20 protein-coding genes are annotated in these 20,093 nt (G+C 54.9%); 12 read left to right on the forward strand and 8 right to left on the reverse strand.

From position 1 onward, the window contains the following. Positions 1-55 precede the first annotated feature (55 nt). Positions 56-1,420 (forward strand): OmpP1/FadL family transporter, encoded by a 1,365-nt coding sequence (locus tag ACW44H_RS02015; RefSeq protein ID WP_457506490.1) that lies wholly within the window; start codon positions 56-58, stop codon positions 1,418-1,420. An 82-nt stretch (positions 1,421-1,502) separates the two neighbouring features. On the opposite strand, the gene ACW44H_RS02020 is transcribed toward ACW44H_RS02015, so the two are convergent. From ACW44H_RS02020 to ACW44H_RS02035, 4 genes are all read right to left on the reverse strand, one after another. Further along, positions 1,503-3,116: an ABC transporter ATP-binding protein gene (locus ACW44H_RS02020; protein WP_457506492.1), complete on the reverse strand. Its 1,614-nt coding sequence runs from the start codon at positions 3,114-3,116 to the stop codon at positions 1,503-1,505. Between the two features lie 33 nt (positions 3,117-3,149). After that, positions 3,150-4,028, reverse strand: coding sequence for an ABC transporter permease (locus tag ACW44H_RS02025; protein ID WP_457506493.1), 879 nt, complete (start codon positions 4,026-4,028; stop codon positions 3,150-3,152). Then, positions 4,021-4,950, reverse strand: a complete 930-nt coding sequence (gene oppB / locus ACW44H_RS02030) for an oligopeptide ABC transporter permease OppB (RefSeq protein WP_457506495.1) — start codon at positions 4,948-4,950, stop codon at positions 4,021-4,023. Before oppB ends, ACW44H_RS02025 begins: the two co-directional genes overlap by 8 nt. A gap of 80 nt (positions 4,951-5,030) precedes the next feature. After that, complete coding sequence (locus ACW44H_RS02035) at positions 5,031-6,611, reverse strand: peptide ABC transporter substrate-binding protein (protein ID WP_457506497.1); 1,581 nt, start codon at positions 6,609-6,611, stop codon at positions 5,031-5,033. Between the two features lie 227 nt (positions 6,612-6,838). Here ACW44H_RS02035 and prfB point away from each other — a divergent pair. The 7 genes from prfB (at position 6,839) to ACW44H_RS02070 (ending at position 13,213) form a co-directional block, all read left to right on the forward strand. Next, positions 6,839-7,937 (forward strand): peptide chain release factor 2 gene (gene prfB, locus ACW44H_RS02040; RefSeq protein WP_457506499.1). Its coding sequence is split into 2 segments (ribosomal slippage): positions 6,839-6,913 and positions 6,915-7,937, totalling 1,098 coding nucleotides; the frame shifts between segments, so codons are not numbered across the junction. Between the two features lie 34 nt (positions 7,938-7,971). Next, complete coding sequence (lysS, locus tag ACW44H_RS02045) at positions 7,972-9,483, forward strand: lysine--tRNA ligase (RefSeq protein WP_457506500.1); 1,512 nt, start codon at positions 7,972-7,974, stop codon at positions 9,481-9,483. Between the two features lie 83 nt (positions 9,484-9,566). Further along, positions 9,567-9,953, forward strand: a complete 387-nt coding sequence (locus ACW44H_RS02050; RefSeq protein ID WP_113268474.1) for a hypothetical protein — start codon at positions 9,567-9,569, stop codon at positions 9,951-9,953. A 171-nt stretch (positions 9,954-10,124) separates the two neighbouring features. Beyond that, a complete protein-coding gene (locus ACW44H_RS02055) occupies positions 10,125-11,528 on the forward strand; it encodes an MFS transporter (RefSeq protein WP_457506502.1) in 1,404 nt (467 codons plus the stop codon). A gap of 41 nt (positions 11,529-11,569) precedes the next feature. Next, complete coding sequence (locus tag ACW44H_RS02060; protein ID WP_113268476.1) at positions 11,570-11,878, forward strand: BolA family protein; 309 nt, start codon at positions 11,570-11,572, stop codon at positions 11,876-11,878. Next, entirely contained in the window at positions 11,875-12,774 is a 900-nt protein-coding gene (locus ACW44H_RS02065) for a hypothetical protein (RefSeq protein WP_457506504.1), read from the forward strand. The genes ACW44H_RS02060 and ACW44H_RS02065 overlap by 4 nt, the downstream gene beginning before the upstream one ends. Further along, positions 12,764-13,213 carry a GNAT family N-acetyltransferase gene (locus ACW44H_RS02070; protein ID WP_457506506.1) on the forward strand — a complete coding sequence of 150 codons (450 nt, stop codon included), beginning with the start codon at positions 12,764-12,766 and terminating at the stop codon, positions 13,211-13,213. Before ACW44H_RS02065 ends, ACW44H_RS02070 begins: the two co-directional genes overlap by 11 nt. 24 nt (positions 13,214-13,237) lie before the next feature. On the opposite strand, the gene zapB is transcribed toward ACW44H_RS02070, so the two are convergent. After that, on the reverse strand, positions 13,238-13,432 hold the full coding sequence (zapB, locus tag ACW44H_RS02075) for a cell division protein ZapB (protein WP_113268479.1): 195 nt from the start codon (positions 13,430-13,432) through the stop codon (positions 13,238-13,240). Positions 13,433-13,565: 133 nt separating this feature from the next. Continuing rightward, complete coding sequence (gene rsmD, locus ACW44H_RS02080) at positions 13,566-14,186, reverse strand: 16S rRNA (guanine(966)-N(2))-methyltransferase RsmD (RefSeq protein ID WP_457508896.1); 621 nt, start codon at positions 14,184-14,186, stop codon at positions 13,566-13,568. Between the two features lie 89 nt (positions 14,187-14,275). On the opposite strand from rsmD, the gene ftsY reads away from it, so the two are divergent. From ftsY to rpoH, 4 genes are all read left to right on the forward strand, one after another. Further along, positions 14,276-15,616, forward strand: coding sequence for a signal recognition particle-docking protein FtsY (gene ftsY, locus ACW44H_RS02085; RefSeq protein WP_457506508.1), 1,341 nt, complete (start codon positions 14,276-14,278; stop codon positions 15,614-15,616). Further along, entirely contained in the window at positions 15,613-16,281 is a 669-nt protein-coding gene (ftsE, locus tag ACW44H_RS02090) for a cell division ATP-binding protein FtsE (RefSeq protein WP_113268481.1), read from the forward strand. The genes ftsY and ftsE overlap by 4 nt, the downstream gene beginning before the upstream one ends. Then, positions 16,278-17,321 (forward strand): permease-like cell division protein FtsX, encoded by a 1,044-nt coding sequence (gene ftsX / locus ACW44H_RS02095; RefSeq protein ID WP_457506510.1) that lies wholly within the window; start codon positions 16,278-16,280, stop codon positions 17,319-17,321. The genes ftsE and ftsX overlap by 4 nt, the downstream gene beginning before the upstream one ends. A gap of 186 nt (positions 17,322-17,507) precedes the next feature. Next, positions 17,508-18,374, forward strand: coding sequence for an RNA polymerase sigma factor RpoH (gene rpoH, locus ACW44H_RS02100; protein ID WP_457506512.1), 867 nt, complete (start codon positions 17,508-17,510; stop codon positions 18,372-18,374). Positions 18,375-18,459: 85 nt separating this feature from the next. On the opposite strand, the gene slmA is transcribed toward rpoH, so the two are convergent. Together slmA and argB are read right to left on the reverse strand one after the other, a co-directional pair. Continuing rightward, positions 18,460-19,068 (reverse strand): nucleoid occlusion factor SlmA, encoded by a 609-nt coding sequence (gene slmA, locus ACW44H_RS02105; RefSeq protein WP_113268484.1) that lies wholly within the window; start codon positions 19,066-19,068, stop codon positions 18,460-18,462. Positions 19,069-19,087: 19 nt separating this feature from the next. After that, entirely contained in the window at positions 19,088-19,987 is a 900-nt protein-coding gene (argB, locus tag ACW44H_RS02110; protein WP_113268485.1) for an acetylglutamate kinase, read from the reverse strand. Positions 19,988-20,093: the final 106 nt, after the last annotated feature.

The raw sequence follows: 20,093 nt of genomic DNA on the forward strand, positions 1-20,093 counted from the left end.
ATAACGAGGGGTGGATCGACGGTATCCACCGGATCATCGGGAAGAGAGGCCCACTATGAATAATAAATTTAATAAGCTCACCCTGGCTGCTGCCATCACAGCCGCCTTCGCCAGCCAAGCCCACGCGGGCGGGTACCAAATCAATGAGCAGAGCGTGAGTGGGCAGGGCTACGGCCATGCAGGACGCAGCTCGAACATTCATGATGCAACGATTGTGTATGGCAACCCAGCGGGTATGTCGTTTCTAGATCGTGCGCAAATTACGGCGGGTGGTACTTATTTAAACGTTAATAGTGACATTAGTAATGTCAGCTCTTCCCGCTCCGGGGCTCTTGTTGATACAGATGCAGGGGGTAATGTTACTGGCGTCATACCTTTCAGTGGTTCAGTTTCTGGTTCTAATGACGGTGATATGGTTCCAGGTACGCTTATTCCTTTTGCCTTCTATGCGCACCCAGTGAATGAACAGCTAGCATTTGGCTTCGGTGTGTATGCGCCGTTCGGTTCAAAAACTGATTACGAAGACAGTTTCCAAGGCCGTAATCAAGGAAATTACACCGAAGTGAAGGTAATGACGGCTCAGCCAACCGTTTCTTATCGCTTTACCGAACAGTGGTCGGTTGGCGCAGGTGTTACTTATAATCGCGTAGAAGGTGAGCTTCATCGACAGGTTCCGGTTTCAGTGCCCGGTAATCCTTTAATGGATCCTATGGTAACTGAAGTAGATTCAAGGGTTGAGGGGGACGATGAGGCTTGGGGCTATAACTTGGGGGTGATTTACCAGCCGGTACCTGAAACAACACTAGGTTTAACTTATCGCTCAAAAGTGGATTTCAATCTGGAAGGCGGTTTTACAGCGAGCTCGCCGGTGTTAGATCAACTGGGAGTCGGTACGGTAACGGATACTGCCGCATTAGATTTAACCACACCTGAAACGGTCAATTTCTCTTTAACGCAGCAGATGACCGATAATCTCAAGCTTATGTTTGGTGCGTCTTGGGCGCGATGGAGTCAATTCGACCAGATTCTGGTGACCGGCAGCGATCGGCCTTTAATTACCGATGAGCAGCAGAACTATTCCAACGCGTGGGCGTTTTCTACTGGTGGTGAATATCAGCTAACTCCGCAGTTGGCTCTACGGGCAGGGGTAGCGCTGGATTTTACTCCGACTCAAGACTCTACACGCAGCGTGCGTATACCGTCAGATGATCGCCGCATTTTTTCCATTGGCGCGGGTTGGAGCCCCACACCCGATCTAACATTGGATGTAGCTTACTCTTACTTGACCGAACGTAGCACTCAGGTGAATCAAACTAAAACTGATGATCTTCTTGGGACTGGGCCTATCACTTCAAACTACTCAGCCGACTACAAAAATGAAGCCCATGGCTTTGGCGCGCAGCTAACCTATCGGTTCTAAGGCGTAAGAGTATTCCAGAACGACCCAAACCCGGCTCCGGCCGGGTTTTTTTATTAAAGAGCACTCATCGTTACGCTGTCGCTTATGTCGCGGGGCTATCCAGGAAAGCCGCGCGCATCAGCTCTTGGGTATAAGTCTCGCGCGGGGAATTGAACAGTGATTGGGTGTCGTTTTGCTCGATGATTTCGCCTTGGCGCATGACGATGACCTCATCGGCCAGTGCGCGCACTACGGCGAGGTCATGGCTGATAAATAAGTAGGTCAACCCATGGCGTTGTTGTAAATCGCGTAACAGTTCAATGACGGTCATTTGGACTGAACGGTCAAGCGCCGAGGTCGGTTCGTCAAGCAGTAGGAACTCAGGCTTGACGACCAAGGCTCGGGCAATGGCAATCCGCTGCCGCTGACCACCCGAAAACTCATGTGGGTATCGATGACGGTGGGCGGGGTCCAGGGCAACTTCCTCAAGGGCTTGGATAACCTCGGCATCGCGTTCGGCGCGGCCGAGTAGCGGCTGGTGAACGCGTAATCCCTCGCCAATAATTTCACCCACGGTCATGCGTGGTGAAAGCGAGCCAAAAGGGTCTTGAAAGACAACTTGCATGCGCGCTCGCAGCGGACGCATTCCCGCTCGGTCAAGTTGGGCAACGTCGATATCATCGAAACGTACCTTGCCGTGGCTTTTTACCAGCCGAAGCAGCGCGCGGCCAAGGGTAGTTTTGCCTGAGCCCGATTCGCCCACAATACCCAGGGTTTGGCCTTTGCGCAGGGTGAGATCGATGTTTTTCACCGCTTCAAAATAGCGGTTAGGGCCAAACAGGCGCTTTTTGAGGGGAAAGCGAACACCAACGTGTTGCGCGGTGAGCAGAATGGGGGTTGAGTCGGGAACGGGGGGCTTATGGCCACTTGGGTTGGCGTCAATCAGCATCCGGGTATAGGCGTGCTGGGGGAATTGAAACAACGCCTTGGTAGCGCCTGATTCGACGATTTCGCCATGTTGCATGACGCACACGCTATCGGCTAGGTGGCGGACAACCCCAAGGTCGTGAGTGATAAACAGGATCGCCATGCCGTAGCGGGCCTGAAGATCTTTCAGCAGCGCAAGAATCTGCGCCTGGACGGTGACATCCAGGGCGGTGGTCGGCTCATCGGCAATTAGTAGCTGAGGCTCGCAAGCCAGCGCCATGGCAATCATTACCCGCTGCCGCTGGCCACCGGAGAGTTCGTGGGGGTAGCTGTCAATGCGGCGCTTGGGCTCGGGAATCCCCACTTGTTCGAGCAGCTCTACTACCCGCAGGTAGGCATTGTTGCCCCGCAAGGGCGTGTGCTTATGCAGGACTTCACGAATCTGCCTGCCTACGCGATGCATGGGATTGAGCGAGGTCATCGGCTCCTGGAAGATCATGGAGATCTCATTGCCACGAATGGCCCGCAGACGCTTGCGGTTGACGGTGATTAAATTCTCATCGCCCGAGCCGCCATGCCAGCGGATGGTGCCGCTGGCGCGCGCCAGCTCGGGGAGTAGGCCCATCGCGGCAGTCGATGTGATCGACTTGCCCGAGCCAGATTCACCGACTAACGCCAACGTTTCGCCTTGATGAAGGGTAAAGCTAACGTCTTTGACAGCGGTAACGGTTCCATTGGGAAGATCGAAGTCAACCCGCAGGCGGTCAAATTCTAGCAATGGCTCTGACATGAAGGTTCCTTGCTTTTGCTAGCGAGTTTTTTGTTAACGTGTTTTGGGATCAAGGGCGTCACGCAGGCCGTCGCCGAGAAAGTTTAGGCACAGCAGCGTGATCGCTAGAAATACAGAGGGGATAATCAGCATCCACGGCGCTGTCTCCATCATGTCTTTGCCTTCACTGATTAATACGCCCCAGCTGGTCAAAGGCTCTTGAACGCCGAGGCCAAGAAACGAGAGAAAGCTTTCCAGCAAAATGACTTTGGGAACGGTGAGGGTCACATAGATGATAACGGGGCCGATGGCATTGGGAATCAGATGGCGTGTGACGATCTTAAAGCTGCTAACACCTAATGCATGGGCGGCTTCAACGAATTCACGGCGCTTTAGAGCGAGTACCTGTCCGCGCACAATGCGCGACATGTCTAGCCATTCAACGGCGCCAATGGCGGCGTAGATCAGTAGGATATTCCGCCCAAACACCACCATCAGCAGGATGACCATGAACATGAAGGGCAGCGAGTACATGATGTCGACAAAGCGCATCATCAGGTTGTCGACTCGGCCCCCCACGTAGCCGGCAATTGCACCGTAAAGTACCCCGATAACCAAAGAAACAAGGGTCGCTACCAAGGCAACAGAGAGTGAAATCTGTCCACCATGCAATACCCGAGTGAGCAAGTCTCGGCCGTTGGCGTCAGTACCTGCATAGTGGCCACTTTCGATGCTGGGCGGGGCCAGGAAGGCGTTCCAATCCACTTCATCAAGTGCCCAGGGCGTTAGCCAGGGACCAAACAAGCAGGCCAGGGCAATGACGACGAGGAGCACAAGGCTGGCGGTTGCTGCACTGTTTTGGCGAAGCCGTCGCCACGCTTCACGCCCCAGACTATTACTGGCGGCAGGCGGGATCGACGTTGCATTATTCATTATCATAGCGAATCTGCGGGTCCAGAGCCGAGTAGAGTAAATCGACGATTAGGTTGAGAAGTACGATCAAACCGCCGTAAAAAACGACAGTGCCCATCACCAAGGTGTAATCTCGATTGAGCGCCGCCTGGACGAAATAACGGCCAATACCGGGTATGCCGAAAATCTGCTCAATCACCACTGAGCCGGTAATAATCCCAGCAATGGCGGGTCCTAGGTAGGAGATAACCGGAAGCATTGCCGGACGCAGGGCGTGACGAAAGATGACTTCGCTCTCGCTAAGGCCTTTGGCTCTGGCCGTGCGAACAAAGTGACTACTTAGCACTTCAATCATGCTGGCGCGCATCATCCGTGCAATATACGCAATCTGCTGAATAGAAAGGGCCACGACGGGGAGGATCATGTTTTTCCAATGGCCATCGTTCCAACCACCGACGGGTAACCAAGCCAGAAAGACGCCGAATACCAGCGCGAGTAGCGGGGCAACCACAAAGTTGGGAACAGCCACCCCGGCCAGCGCTGTCCCCATTACCATATAGTCAACGGTGGAATTGCGTTTAAGAGCGGCAATAACCCCCATGGGGATACCCGTTAGAAGCGCAAGACCGATTGCCCACAAACCAAGTTCGAGGCTGACAGGAAAGCCTTGAGCGACGAGCTCGGTGACTGAAAAATCCTTGTATTTGAACGAGGGGCCAAGATCGCCTTGAAGCAGGTTCCCCATATAGGTGAAATATTGATCCCAGATGGGCTTGTCCAGGCCGTAAGAGGCCATTAAATTGGCCTCGATTTCAGGCGGGAGTTGACGTTCGCCGTCGAAAGGCCCACCAGGGGCCAAGTGCATTAAAAAGAACGACAGGGTAATGACGATCCACAGTGTCGGGATCGCCTGAAGTAAGCGTTTCAACGTGTAGCTAAGCATTAGCGGGCCTCGCTCCTCAGGCCGAAGCCTGAGGATGTAACGGCAGTCAGTCGTGGTAGAGAGCGACGGATTGAAGGGAATTAATTATCGAAGTGAATCCAGCGTGAGCGGTGGATATCTTCAATATTAGTTTCCCAGCCACTTAAGTCGGGACTGACAAGGTTGCGCGAGACGTAGTAGTAGATGGGCAATGTTGCGCTGTCTTCCAATGCGATAGTCTCTGCCTCGGCCATGATGTCGGCTCGCTCCTCAAGGTCCTGGGTATTCGCAGCTTCGCTCATCAACGCATCGAATTCAGGCGAGCTGTAGGCGCCGTAGTTATTCGATACGCCGCTTTCCAACAGGCTTAAAAAGTTTTGGGCGTCATTGTAGTCACCGATCCAGCCAGCACGGGCAACGTCGAAGTCGCCTTGGCGAATATCCGCATAGTGAACGGCAACTTCCGAATTATAAAGCTCCACCTCAACGCCTAGGGGCTTCCACATGGCGGCAATGGCGATGGCGACCTTGCGATGATCTTCGCTGGTGTTATAGCGCAGCATAAGCTCCAGCGGATTATCCGGGCCGTAGCCCGCCTCTTGGAGTAATTCCTGGGCGCGCTCTAGTCGCTCATCCTGGGATAGGTCGGCGAAGCTAGCGGTAGGGCCTTCATAGTGGCTAACATTAGGTGGAACGAAACTATAAGCAGGTACTTCACCCGTACCGAGTATTTGGTCGGTAATGACTTCACGGCGAACGGCTAGACTAAGGGCTTCACGTACACGCGGGTCAGCGGTCGCATGGCCATCTCGGGCATTGAAAGCGTAGTAATAGATGCCGAGATAGGGCGCTACCTGAACGGCGTCGGGCAGGTTATCCTGCAACCAGTCGTACTGCTGGGTGGGAAACTCACGAGCGATATCGATCTCGCCTGCGCGGAAGCGGTTCAGTGCCGTGTTGCGCTCCTCGATAGGAAAGTACACGACTTCCTCGAGCGCGACATTGTCAACGTCGTGAAAATGGGGGTTACGCGATGCCGTGATGCGCGTTTGTGACTGCCATTCCTCCAGTTGAAAAGCGCCGTTGGAGACCATGTTATCTGGGCGTGACCATTCATTACCATGCGCTTCCACCGTGTGGCGTGGCACCGGATAGGCGGTATAGTGGGAAAGCTGATCTAAAAAGTAGGGTGTTGAACGTTCAAGGGTGATTTGTAGGGTGGTCGCGTCTAATGCTTCAACACCCAGCGTGCTTGGCTCGGCGTCACCTGCATATACCGTTTCGGCATTTTTAATCGGATACAACAGATAGGCATAATCAGCGGCGGTGGCTGGCGATAATATGCGCTGAAAAGCGAAAACAAAGTCATCAGCAGTAACCGGCTCACCGTCCGACCACTTGGCATCGTCTCTCAGTTTGAAGGTGTAAACCGTGCCGTCATCGGAGATTTTCCACGACTCTGCAACGCCGGGAATGCGGCTACCATCAGCGGCTTCAGTGACCAGTCCTTCAAAAAGATCACCCACCACATCGTTTTCCCAGGTGCCGCTAATTTTATGCGGATCGAGCGATGCCGGTTCACCCATAATGGCTAAGCGAAGCGTATCTGCCTGAAGAGGGGTGGCAACGCTAAACGCCAACGCCAGCGCTACAGGGCCCATAAGAGTGCGAGTTTTAGTCATAGTGTTCCCTCCAAAATTGTTCTAATACGGTTGTTTGACTATGGGGTACTTGTTTAAGTACTAACATCGCTGAAAAGCAGGCGTCTATCAGAAATTACACATGTAGCTATGCGGAATTTCGATAATGACGGAGCGCATGGTTGTTGGAAGCCAATTTAGCTACACTATGCGTTTTTCTAATCGTGCACCTTTGTACGGTCAGACACAGACAACGCTAGGGCCACTCCATGTTGGAAACCAATCCGATTCACAACCAGCTCAAGGACCTGTCTGAGCGGACAGACGTTCTTAGGGGGTATCTTTGACTATGCCGAAAAGAAAGATCGGCTAGAAGAAGTTACCCGCGAACTGGAAGACCCCAATGTCTGGAACGATCCAGACTACGCGCAGAAGTTAGGTAAAGAGCGCGCCTCCCTCGAAGCCATCGTGGCGACCATTGATGATCTTGAGCAGGGCCTGGGCGATAGCCGGGATCTGCTAGAACTGGCTGAAATGGAAGAGGACGAAGGCACTGTCGAAGAAGTACGTCAAGAACTGGATAGCATGCAGGCCGCGTTAGAAAAGCTAGAGTTTCGGCGCATGTTTTCCGGTGATATGGACCAAAATAACGCTTATTTGGATATTCAGTCCGGCTCCGGTGGTACAGAGGCGCAGGATTGGGCCAATATTTTGCTGCGCATGTATCTGCGCTGGGCGGAGAGCCACGGCTTCAAAGCCGATATCACCGAGATCTCGGCGGGCGAAGTGGCGGGCATCAAATCGGCGACGGTACACGTTCAGGGCGACTACGCTTTTGGTTGGCTGCGCACCGAAACCGGTGTGCACCGCCTTGTACGTAAAAGCCCGTTTGATTCCGGCGGCCGTCGGCATACCTCGTTTGCCTCGGTATTTTTGTCGCCAGAAATTGACGATAGCTTCGAGGTAGAGATTAACCCCTCGGATTTGCGCGTTGATACTTACCGCTCTAGCGGCGCGGGCGGCCAGCACGTTAATACCACCGATTCAGCAGTGCGGATTACCCACGAGCCGACCGGCATTGTCGTGGCCTGCCAAGGCCAGCGCAGCCAGCATGCTAACCGCGACTTTGCCATGAAGCAGTTAAAAGCGCGGCTGTGGGAACACGAAATGCAAAAGCGCAACGCCGCTAAGCAGGAGGCTGAAGACTCCAAAGCTGATATCGGCTGGGGCAGCCAGATTCGCTCTTACGTGCTGGATGATCAGCGCATCAAGGATCTGCGCACCAGCGTGCAGTCCAGCAACTGCGATAAAGTGCTCGACGGGGATATTGATCAATTTATCGTCGCTAGCTTGAAGCAAGGTTTGTAATCTTTTTAGCGTTTGAACATGAACAGGGTGCCCCATGGCTAACCAAGACGCGTCTGCTGCAGACAACGAAAACCACCTGATCGCCGAGCGCCGTACCAAGTTGGCGGCTCGTCGCGAGCGTGCCGCTGAGCAGGGAAAAAGTGCGTTTCCCAATGATTTTCGCCGCGACAGCTTAACCGTTGAGCTGCAAAACGCCTTTGGCGATAAAGACAAGGCCGAGCTTGAAGCGTTGGATCACCACGCCGCTGTAGCAGGTCGCGTGATGCGTCAACGCGGCCCCTTTATCGTCATTCAGGATGTAGCCGGACAAATCCAGCTCTACGTGGATAAAAAAGGCTTGCCCCCAGAGGTGCTTGAAGACGTTAAGAGCTGGGATATTGGTGACATCGTCGCCGCCCACGGGCCGGTGCATAAATCCGGCAAGGGCGATCTGTACGTGATGATGAAAGAGGCCCAACTGCTCACTAAGAGCCTGCGCCCGCTGCCGGATAAGTTTCACGGCTTGACCGATATGGAAGCCCGCTATCGTCAGCGCTATGTAGATCTGATCATGAACCCGCAGTCGCGTAAGGTATTTGAAACCCGCGCAGCGGTGATCAGCTCCATGCGTCGCTTCTTTGAAGCGCGCGGCTTTATGGAGGTCGAAACGCCAATGCTGCAGCCGATCCCCGGCGGCGCGGCGGCACGGCCTTTCATTACCCACCACAATGCGCTGGATATCGACATGTATCTGCGCATTGCACCGGAGCTTTACCTCAAGCGTTTGGTGGTGGGCGGTTTTGAAAAGGTGTTTGAGATTAACCGCAACTTCCGCAACGAAGGGTTATCCACGCGTCACAACCCAGAATTCACCATGGTGGAGTTCTACTGGGCGTACGCGGATTATCGCGACCTGCTCGATATGACCGAAGCGATGCTGCGCACAGCGGCGGAGGAAGTGCTGGGCAGCGCGGTGATTGAGTACCAGGGCGCGAGCTACGATTTCGGCAAGCCCTTTGCCCGTTTAACGCTACGCCAGGCGATTCTGGATCACGGTGAAGGCATTGCTGACAGCGATCTGGACTCGCTGGAGGCGGCGCGGGCCACCGCTGAGAAACTGGGTATCAAGGTCAAAGAGAGCTGGGGCCTGGGTAAGGTGCAAACCGAGATATTCGAAGAGGTTGCCGAGCATAAGCTCGACCAGCCGACCTTTATCACCGAGTACCCGGCTGAAGTGAGCCCGCTGGCACGGCGTAACGATGCTAACCCCTTCGTCACCGAGCGCTTTGAGTTCTTTGTCGGTGGTCGCGAAATCGCCAACGGTTTCTCGGAGCTCAACGACGCCGAAGATCAGGCCGAGCGCTTCCGCGCCCAGTCAGCGGAAAAAGACGCTGGCGACCTGGAGGCGATGTACTACGATGCGGATTACGTGCGTGCGTTGGAGTACGGCATGCCACCTACCGCAGGTGAGGGCATCGGTATTGATCGCCTGGTGATGCTGTTTACCGACAGCCCTTCCATTCGTGATGTGCTGCTATTCCCGGCGATGCGCCCTGAAGTGGGTTAAACCATTCAATAGCGGATGAAAAGTTGGTAAGGGCGCGTTATAGCGCCCATAATGGTCAACGTTTCGACGGCGAGGAGAATCCCATGAAACTGCTTAATCGCTCCGCACTGAGCGTCAGGCCGACCCAGCCCTTTGTGGACTGGATCAACGCGCTGGAACCCACCATGGGAGACGACGACCTGACCCTGGACGACGTCGAACGTGAAAGTACCATTTACCTGATTCCAGAGATGGACACCCCAGAGGCGCTGGAAACCTTTGTGCGTGATCGCTACGTGGAAATTCTCGAGACTGAACTACGCGCTTGGGAAGAGGATGAGCGCCAGTGGCCAGATAAGATCGATTGGTCGCTGTTTCAAGAATTTGTGCGCGTCGAGCATAGCTATCTAGCGATCGATTTGGACGACGAAACAGCCCTTGAAATTTCTGAAGTCGATGATGCCCTGCTACTCGACAGTGAACAGGATTAGCGTGCTAATATTTTAAGCAAGCTAATTTCTGCCTGCGCGGCTGTTTAATGACAGTTAGCGAGCGTACTTCGAAACCGGCTTAGGCCGGTTTCTTTGTTTTTAAAATCATTTGCTGGAAGAAAATTGTGTTGATCGTTTTGTTTAGCAACACGCCTGCCTAGGAACTTTTGCATGCGATTGTTTGAAACCCGTCCCGGTGACGATGGACTGCCTGGGCCCGAACGTGCCTTGGCCGTGCTGGCGCTAGTGACCGGCACCTTAATGGCGGTGGTCGACACCACCATGATCAATTTAGCCCTGCCCACCATCGCTGCGGATTTAAACGTGTCGGCCTCCCGTGCCGTTTGGATTACTAACCTTTTTCAGGTTGTCTGTGCCGCGTTTTTGCTCGTATTTGCAGGCATCAGTGAATTGATCACGCGTCGTAGGCTCTACCTATTTGGACTGGCCACCTTTGTCGTTGCGGCACTGGGGGCTGCGCTATCGCGTAATCTGGAAACGCTGCTGGTATTTCGCGCCTTTCAGGGACTAGGCGCTGCGGCCACGCTATCGATTGGCCCATCGCTCTATCGCGCTATTTTTCCCTCGCGCCTATTGGGCAGCGCCCTTGGCTTGAGTGCCTTGGTGGTAGCCGGCGGCTACGCTGCCGGGCCCACGTTAAGTGGCGTTATTCTATCATTCGCCGACTGGCCCTGGCTGTTTGCCATCAATGTGCCGCTGGGCCTCTGCTCGCTATGGCTGGCCAAGCGCGCCTTGCCACATGAGGTGCGTAGGCAAGGCAGCTTCGATGTGGCTGGGGCGTTGCTCTCAATCGTGATGCTGGCGAGCTTTTTTATCGCCATGGACGCCGTCAGTCACGCAGCGCCCATTTGGCAAAGCGGTGGCTGGGCGCTACTGGCGGTGCTGGCCAGTGGCGGGTTTATTGCACGCCAGCGTCGTGCGCCTTATCCACTGCTGCCGCTCAGTGTGTTTGCCGAGCCACGCTTTACGCTGGCGGTTTCTGCCTCAGGGCTCGCCTTTATAGGTCAGGGCCTTACGTTTGTGGCGCTGTCGTTTTTCTACCAGGAGCAGATGGGGTTTTCACCGCTGGAAACCGCTTGGCTATTCACTCCCTGGCCGCTAGCGATCATGCTTGTTGGCCCCATCGCCGGACGCCTAGCCGATCGCATTAATCCCAGTATTCTCTCCAGCACAGGGCTTGGGCTGCTGATTGTCGGCTTGATTGCGCTGGCGCTAGTGGATGAATCGACCGGTGTGGCAGGTAGCTTATGGCGCACCGCGTTATGCGGCATTGGGTTTGGGCTGTTCCAGCCACCCAATAACCGCGAAATGATGGGCAGCCTGCCGCCGGAGCGCAGCGCCAACGTCTCTGGCGTGATGAGCACTACACGCACCGTGGGGCAGTCGTTTGGCGTGGCCCTAGTCGGCGCTGCGCTGGCGCTGGGTTGGCCTGTCCAGGTAACGCTCTGGTTGGGGGCGGGGACGACGCTACTGGCGCTTTTAGCAAGCGTGGCACGTATGCCGCTGGCAAGACGCGCCTTGCACGCTCGTCGGGCATCGTCTACGGAGCAGTAAGCGCGTACAATAAAACGGTTTGTGATCTCAAGGAGAACCCCATGACGCTGCAGACACAGATTGAGCAGAAATTAGCGGCACTAGCGCCCGACGTGCTGCAGGTTGAAAACGAAAGCCACATGCACAATGTGCCCGCCAATTCTGAAACGCACTTTAAAGTGACGCTGGTGAGCGATAGCTTTGACGGCCTGATGCCGGTCAAACGCCATCAAAAGATATATGCGCTGTTGGCCGATGAGCTGTCAGGCCCGGTTCATGCCTTGGCGATGCATCTCTATACGCCTAGCGAGTGGCAGGCACGTGGCGGTGAACGCCCTAATTCTCCTAACTGTCGCGGCGGCGGAAAGTGAACCAGGAAGTTATTCGGCGCCACTATTTGGAGGCCATGGGCATTACCGCCTGGGCCTCGAAATACCAGTTGCCTAATGCGCTGCCTACGCAGGCCTGTGAGTGGGAGGAGTCTACGCCTGCCCCGATGCCCCCACGCGAACGGCTTCAGGCATTGCTGGATGATGCCCCTGCGCCAAGGCGACAAGCGCCTGAGTCTCAGCCAGCCGAGGCTATCGCTTCGCCCTCGGCGGTACGCGCACTGTTGTTGAATGAGTTGAAAGATAAATCCGGTTCAGAAAAACAGGGCCAGGTAAAACAGAACCACGTGAAGCAAAGCCAAGCCAAGCAGGTTGATGCTCAATCTGTTACGGCTGAGCCCGCTGTTGATGTAACACCCGCTGCACCAGCCAAGCCCCTTAAGTTCTCCCTTTCCTGTCTATGCCTTAATGGCCGCTGGTTGGTACTACAGGCGGGCAAAATGAGTTCGCTTGAACAGCAGCTACTTGCCAACCTGCTGCATGCCGCCGGTATTCAGCAGAGCGAATTGCCAGAAGTAACGCACTTTACGTGGCCGCAAATGGCCAATGCCTTTGCCGTTGAGGATCCGCTTGATGAAGCGCGTGAAGGCCTAGCGGCCTTTATTGCGGGTCGTGTTAGTCGTCAGGACTGGCAGCTTGAGCGGCTACTTTGGTGGGGAGAACTCGGCGCTGAGCAAGCGCCGCTGGATCGTATACTGAACGTGAGCGAAGACCAGAGCCATACGCTCTCGCTACCTGTGTGGCAAGGGCCAGCCCTTGGTTCGCTGCTTGACGGTACCACCAGCAAGCGTGAACTGTGGCCAGCACTGCAAGCGCTAAGCCAGCAATGGAAGAATGATAATTCGACAATCACTGAGCCAACAATTGATGGTCACTGAATTGAACATTGAGCATCTAGGCTTGCTGACGGCACTTGAGCGTCAGGCGCTAAGCGGTGCCTCCGACTCACAAATGCTTGAAGCGCTGGGTAATGACGATGCCTGTGTGCTGGGCTGGTGGCAGAAGGGGGAATTGCAGGGCTACGCCATTGTGACAAGGTTACCGTTTGAAGCAGAACTGCAGGCGATCGGGGTCTTGCCTGAATGCCGGCGAAGTGGCGCGGGCTTAGCGTTGATGGAAGCCGTTTTAGCGAAGGCTAAAGGCTGGTCAAGTGAGCGGCTATTGCTGGAAGTGCGGGTGGGTAATCTGAGCGCTATTCGGCTCTATAAGCGCAGCGGTTTTGGCGAAGATGGGGTCCGCAAGGGCTACTATCCACCGCTACCGTCGCAAGCTGCAGCCGGACGTGAGGATGCGCTGCTGATGTCCCAGGTGCTTTAGGGCAACAGCGCATTTGTCCTGAAGTTAGGACGTGCTGGAGGTTTCCAGGCTCTCAAATTTGCTTAGTAGGCCATTGAGGCGACGCTCCCACTCTTCACGCTCCTCTTTGAGCTTGGCGTTTTCACCGCGTAGCTCTTCATTTTCCAGTTTCATCATTTCCAGCGCGTCAACGGTATCAGTGACTTTCTGTTCAAGCTGATTAAAGAGTTCCAGGCTCATGTATGCCTCCATAGCGTAAGAATGAGAACCAAACTAGGTAATAAAAAAGTGCCCAAAAAAACAAGCCAAAAGCTTGCCACTAAGAACGAATGAGGCGAGCGTAACGCCACTGCCGCGTGTCGGCAAGCGCTGTTTACAGCGGGTGGCGTTGATAAAGCCGTGCAGTGCTTTCGCCAGCCTGGGTTTCCCGGTATAGCTGCCAGTTGGTGGGCACGTTTGGTGACAGCGACGTCTCGGTTTCGAGGTAAATTATGGCATCTTCGCTTAGCCAGCCACCAGCCTCTAGCGCAGAGCAACAGGGGTCGGCCAGCTGCTGATGAAAAGGCGGATCGAGAAATACCAGCGTATAGGGTTTGGCTGGGCGCGTCAGGTAGGCTTGAACATCGTTAACATGCACCGCGCTTGCGGTAATATTGAGCGATGCCAGATTGGTCGACAACTGCGCCGCTACCCGCGGGTCGCGCTCGACGAAATCGACACACGCCGCGCCGCGTGAGACTGCTTCAATGCCAAGCGAGCCAGTACCAGCAAACAAATCCAGTACCTGTTGGCCGTAAAGCTGTTGGCCTAGCCAGTTGAACAGCGTTTCACGCACGCGGTCTGGGGTTGGACGCAAGCCTGGGCTATCCAACACCGGCAACTGACGGCGGCGGAACTCACCGCCGATGATGCGTAACTTACCAAGTGGTTTGCCCGCCCGGTGAGCAGTTGTGCGTCGGGAAGAGGATGAACGGGAGGAGCGTTGTTTTGTCATGCTGTGGATTGTAGCGGGCTGTTTATCCAAAGTCTTGGTTGGCGGTGGTAGGATGGTCACAATGTTCACCTTTTTAGTTGGATGCCCCCATGTTTAGTTTCTTAAAACGTAAAAAAAAGCACGATTCTCAGGAAAAGCCACAAGATCAGCGGGACCCTAACGATTTACCTAGCTCTCCGGAAGAGGCGCCCACAGTTGAGCCTACGAGGCCTGAAGTGGAGCCCGAGCCTACTAAGCCTGAAGTAGAGCCCGAACCTACTAAGCCCGAAGTGGAGCCCGAACCTACTAAGCCTGAAGTAGAGCCCGAGCCCGTTAAGCCCGAAGTGGAGCCCGAACCTACTAAGCCTGAGGTGGAGCCCGAGCCCGTTAAGCCCGAAGTGGAGCCCGAACCTACTAAGCCTGAAGTAGAGCCCGAGCCTACGAAGCCCGAAGTAGAGCCAGAGCCCGTTAAGCCTCAAGAAAAACCAGTGGCTGAAAAGGGTGAGCAGAAAGGCTGGTTTGCGCGTATCAAATCAGGCCTTGGGAAAACCCGCGCTAATCTCACCGACGGTATCGCCGATCTGTTTTTAGGTAAAAAGCAGATTGATGATGAGCTGCTGGAAGATCTGGAAACGCAGCTATTATTAGCCGATGTCGGTATTGAGGCGACTACCGAGATTATCGGGCGCTTGGAAGCGCGCGTCTCGCGCAAAGAGCTAAACAACCCCGAAGCGCTCTACCGTGGTCTGCAAGAAGAGTTATCCACAATGCTGGCACCGGTTGCCAAGCCGCTTGTGCTTGAGAAGGCAGGCACAGGTCCGTTTGTCATTTTAGTCGTCGGTGTTAACGGTGTGGGCAAGACGACCACCATTGGCAAACTCACCCAGCGCTTTCAGCGTGAGGGCAAAAGCGTCATGTTGGCTGCCGGTGATACCTTCCGTGCGGCGGCTGTAGAGCAGCTCAAAGTATGGGGTGAACGTAATCGCGTGCCGGTGATTGCCCAGCACACCGGCGCTGATAGTGCATCAGTCATTTACGATGCGGTCGCGGCTGCCAAGGCGCGTGGTGTTGATGTGCTAATTGCCGACACCGCCGGGCGGCTGCATAACAAAAGCCACCTGATGGAAGAGTTGAAAAAAGTCCATCGCGTGATGCAAAAGCTAGATGACACAGCGCCTCATGAAGTCATGCTTGTGCTGGATGCGGGCACCGGACAAAACGCTATTTCCCAAGCCAGCACTTTTAATGACGCTGTGCCGGTCAGCGGGATTACGCTGACCAAGCTAGACGGTACTGCCAAAGGCGGCATTATTTTTGCGCTCGCTAAACAGCTGGAAACCCCCATTCGCTTTATCGGCGTGGGGGAGGGCATCGACGATCTACGCCCCTTCGAGGCCAATGATTTTGTCCACGCATTATTTGACCGCCAAGGGGACGATGCTAGCGCATGATCGCCTTTGAGCATGTGGGAAAGCGCTACGGCGGCCGCTTTGAAGCGTTAGCGCATCTTAACTTCCGTGTTGCCCGTGGCGAGATGGTATTTCTTACTGGCCACTCGGGGGCAGGGAAGAGCTCACTACTGCGTTTGGTTATGCGTCTTGAAAAGCCTAGCCGCGGGCGCGTCGTCGTGGCGGGGCACGATATTGCCCAACTGCACGCCAGCCAAGTGCCTTTCTATCGACGCCAAATTGGTGTGGTCTTTCAGGATCATCAACTGTTGTTTGATCGCAATATTTTTCACAATGTCTCGCTGCCGTTGGAGATCCAGGGGGTTGAGCCCCGTGAAGCTGCCCGTCGAGTGCGCGCCGCCTTGGATAAGGTGGGATTGCTACATCGTGAAAAAGCGCTGCCTATAGAGCTGTCTGGCGGTGAGCAACAACGTGTCGGCATTGCTCGCGCAGTGGTCAATAAGCCTGCATTGCTACTTGCCGACGAGCCCACAGGCAACCTCGATCCCCAGCTATCTGCGGATATTATGGCGCTGTTCGAAGATTTTAACCGGATTGGTACGACGGTAATGATTGCCAGCCACGATTTGGCCCTTATTGCTCGGCTACGCCATCGGATCCTGCGTTTAAGCGATGGTCGGCTGGTGGCCGATGAGGGGGCCTTGTGAAACATTCCGTCACGCCAAAGCGCCGACAGGGAGCTGCACTAAAAGCGCCGCGTAAAGCCGCTGCCAAGCCAGCCGTCGAAAAGGTCTCACAGCGGGGCGCAAAGTCTCAGCAAACGCGCTTCTCCAGCCGCCTGCGTGCCTGGGGTCGTCATCACCGCAGTATGGCGTGGGATAGCTTTCAGCGTTTAGTACGCTACCCGCTGGGAAACTTGCTGACCATGTTAGCCATTGCCATTGCGCTAGTGCTGCCCGCTGCACTGTGGTTGACCTTGGACAGTGCCCGCCTACTGGATGCCGAACTCGATGAGAGCGCTACCCTGACGGTTTACCTGGAGCTGAGCACAGATGACGCTCAGGCAAGCCGTATCGAAGAGGCAGTCAGCGCCGAGCCGAGTGTACTTGAGACACAGATGATCAGTGCTGAGCAGGGCATGGCAGAGTTTCAGCAGTCGCTGGGGCTCGATGATGCGTTGGCGGGCCTGGATAGTAATCCGCTTCCCATCAGTATTGTGGTACGGCCGGAAAGCGTTGACCCGGGGACCATGCAGCAACTGGCCAATACGCTGGAAGTACTCTCGGGTGTCGATGAGGTACGCGTCGATTTAGCCTGGGTGGAGCGGTTAAGAAACTTAGCCGAGTTAGGGCGGCGTGTTGCGCTAGCGCTGGGCGCGTTGTTTGGTCTAGGGGTATTGCTGGTGGTCGGCAATACGATTCGCCTGTCAGTGGAGAGTCGTCGCCGGGAAATCGAAGTGGTGATGCTGATTGGCGCTACCCATGCTTTTGTAAGGCGACCGTTCCTATATAGCGGTGCTTGGTATGGCGTTGGTGGCGGTTTATTGGCGTTAGCACTGTTGAGTATGGGCAATCATTGGCTATCATTACCCGTGGCTGCATTAGCGGCGAGTTATGGTGCTAGCTTCTCATTGCCCCAACTCGACGTGACAGGCTCTACAATTCTGCTATCTTGCAGTACACTACTGGGCTGGTTGGGTGCTTGGTTGGCGGTAACTCGCCACCTCTCAAGTATTCGGCCAAGATGATTTGGCACAATAGCTAGCGACGCGAGTACTTTGTGTACACGGTAAGGCGGGGCGATAGGCAGGTCAGTGCAGCTTCGTAGGAACCTTGTCCTCACGATAAGGTCTTAGTAATACAGAGTTATTGTAATAGGTTATTGATAACGTGCTACGTCAACCACGATGGGTTACAGGGGAGACCACCTGCACATGAGCACTAGTCTTCTACCGGTTGGGCAACTTTCTCCAGGCGGCGATCTGGGCGGTTATATCCGCGCGGTCAATGGAATTTCGGTTTTAAGTGCCGATGAAGAGCGTGAACTGGCGCACCGTCTTTACGACGAGGGTGACCTGGAGGCCGCGCGGCGTTTGGTAATGTCGCATCTGCGCTTTGTCGTTCACATCGCGCGTAGTTACTCCGGCTATGGATTACCCCAGGCAGACTTGATTCAAGAGGGTAACGTCGGTTTGATGAAAGCCGTCAAACGCTTCGACCCGAATCAAGGCGTTCGTCTGGTCTCTTTCGCCGTGCACTGGATCAAAGCTGAAATTCATGAATTTGTGTTGCGCAACTGGCGAATCGTTAAAATTGCCACGACCAAGGCGCAGCGTAAGTTGTTCTTTAATCTGCGCAGCGCGAAAAAGCGTTTGGCGTGGTTGAATAACGACGAAGTCGACGCCATCGCTAAAGATCTCGATGTTAAGCCAGAGATCGTGCGCGATATGGAAGGGCGTCTCTCTTCCTACGATGCAGGCTTTGATGCCCCGGCAGGCGACGATGAAGAGAATACCTATCAATCGCCGGTGCACTTTTTGGACGACGCAGCGTCAGATCCTGCCACGCAGCTGGAAGATAGCAACTTTGAGGAAGACTCAACGCGTCGCTTACAGCTTGCGCTTGAAGGGCTTGATGAGCGTTCGCGGGATATCTTGCAGCGCCGCTGGCTGGCCGATAGTAAAGAAACGCTGCATGACTTGGCCGATGTCTACGGGGTCAGCGCTGAGCGTATTCGTCAGCTTGAAAAAAATGCGATGAAAAAGCTGCGTCAGAAGATGGGTGAGCCCATGGTGGCCTAAGCCATCCGCGTATTGTTTGTCGTATTAAAAAACCGGCCCCTGCAAAGGGAGCCGGTTTTTTTGCAACGTGCAACCGCAGCTTGGTTTAAGCGGGTTGGACCGCGGCACGCAGCAAGTGAGCCGATAACAGTGACCACTGATCTTCCCAGTGTTCGGTCGGCAAGCGCTTGAAGTCGCTACGCACATATTGTGAGATTCTCCCCTCCGCCTGGGCCGCTAGTAGATTGGCAGCCGCAGAGGCAGGAATCGTGGGGCGTCGGCCTTCACGCAGCTCAGCTTCACGCAGGATCTGTTTGAGCTGCATTTCCAGACGTTCAAAAAGTTGATTGACCCGCTGGCGTAGCCGCGCAGTTTCACCGGTGAGCACGTCGCCACCCATCACACGAGCCAGTCCTGGGTTTTTTTCGGCAAAGCCGAGCAGCAGGGCAAGTATCGTGCCACAGCGCGTAGTCGCATCGGGTACGTCTTCTAAAATGCGCGTAACGCGGGCAAAAATAGTCTCTTCAATATAGTCAATTAGCCCCTCAAACATACGCGCTTTACTGGGGAAGTGACGGTAGAGTGCCGCTTCTGAAACGCCAACCTGGCGAGCGAGGGCGGCGGTGGTAATGCGCTTCCCACTATCTTCTTCAAGCATTAATGCCAGTGCTTGGAGAATCTGCTCGCGGCGGTGAGGTTTACGATCTTCGCTCATAATGTGCCCTCCGTCGCGGTTAGCTCGCGTCTGTGATTAGGGTGCCTACCCCAGCATTGGTAAAAATTTCCAGCAATACCGCGTGGGGGACACGGCCATCAATAATGTGCGAGCTATTCACGCCGCCCTTGACGGCATCCAGGGCACAGCGAATTTTGGGCAGCATTCCACCATAGATGGTGCCGTCTTCGATCAACGCATCGACTTGCGTGGTGGTTAAACCGGTGAGCACCTCGCCTTCGGCGTTCATTAAGCCAGCGACATTGGTGAGTAGCATCAGCTTTTCAGCGTTGAGCGCCTCGGCAATTTTGCCCGCCACCAGATCAGCATTGATGTTATAGCTATGCCCTGCAGCGTCGACGCCAATCGGTGCGATGACCGGGATAAAATCACGCGCAGCGAGCATCTCAATCAGCTCGGTCGAGATCGACTCCACTTCACCCACGTGGCCGATATCGATAATTTCCGGAGCGGTCATTTCAGGGCTTTGGTGCTCGACCTTGAGCTGGCGTGCGCGGATTTGTGCGCCGTCCTTGCCGGTCAAACCAATCGCTTTGCCGCCGCTTTGGTTGATCAGGTTGACGATGCTTTTATTGACCAAGCCGCCCAGTACCATCTCAACCACGTCCATGGTTTGCGAGTCGGTGACGCGCATGCCGTTGACGAAGCGCGATTCGATGTTGAGCTTTTTGAGCAAATCACCGATCTGCGGCCCGCCACCGTGCACCACTACCGGGTTGATGCCGACTTCCTTCATTAACACGATGTCGCGGGCAAAGGAGTCAATCAGGGTGCTTTCGGTCATGGCATTGCCGCCATATTTGACCACCACGGTTTTACCGGAAAACTGCTGAATATAGGGAAGAGCTTCGGAAAGCACCTCCACAACGACCTGGGGGTCGCGACTGGCTGAACTCATGAGGTTGTCCCTTGCGAACGTTTATTATGCTGATAACGTTTATGCTGATGGTGTAGTGAGGGTCGCGCTTTCTAAGTGCGCGCGATCCCTTCTGCGCCTGGCTATT

This window comes from Vreelandella sulfidaeris Esulfide1 (genome assembly GCF_054072535.1).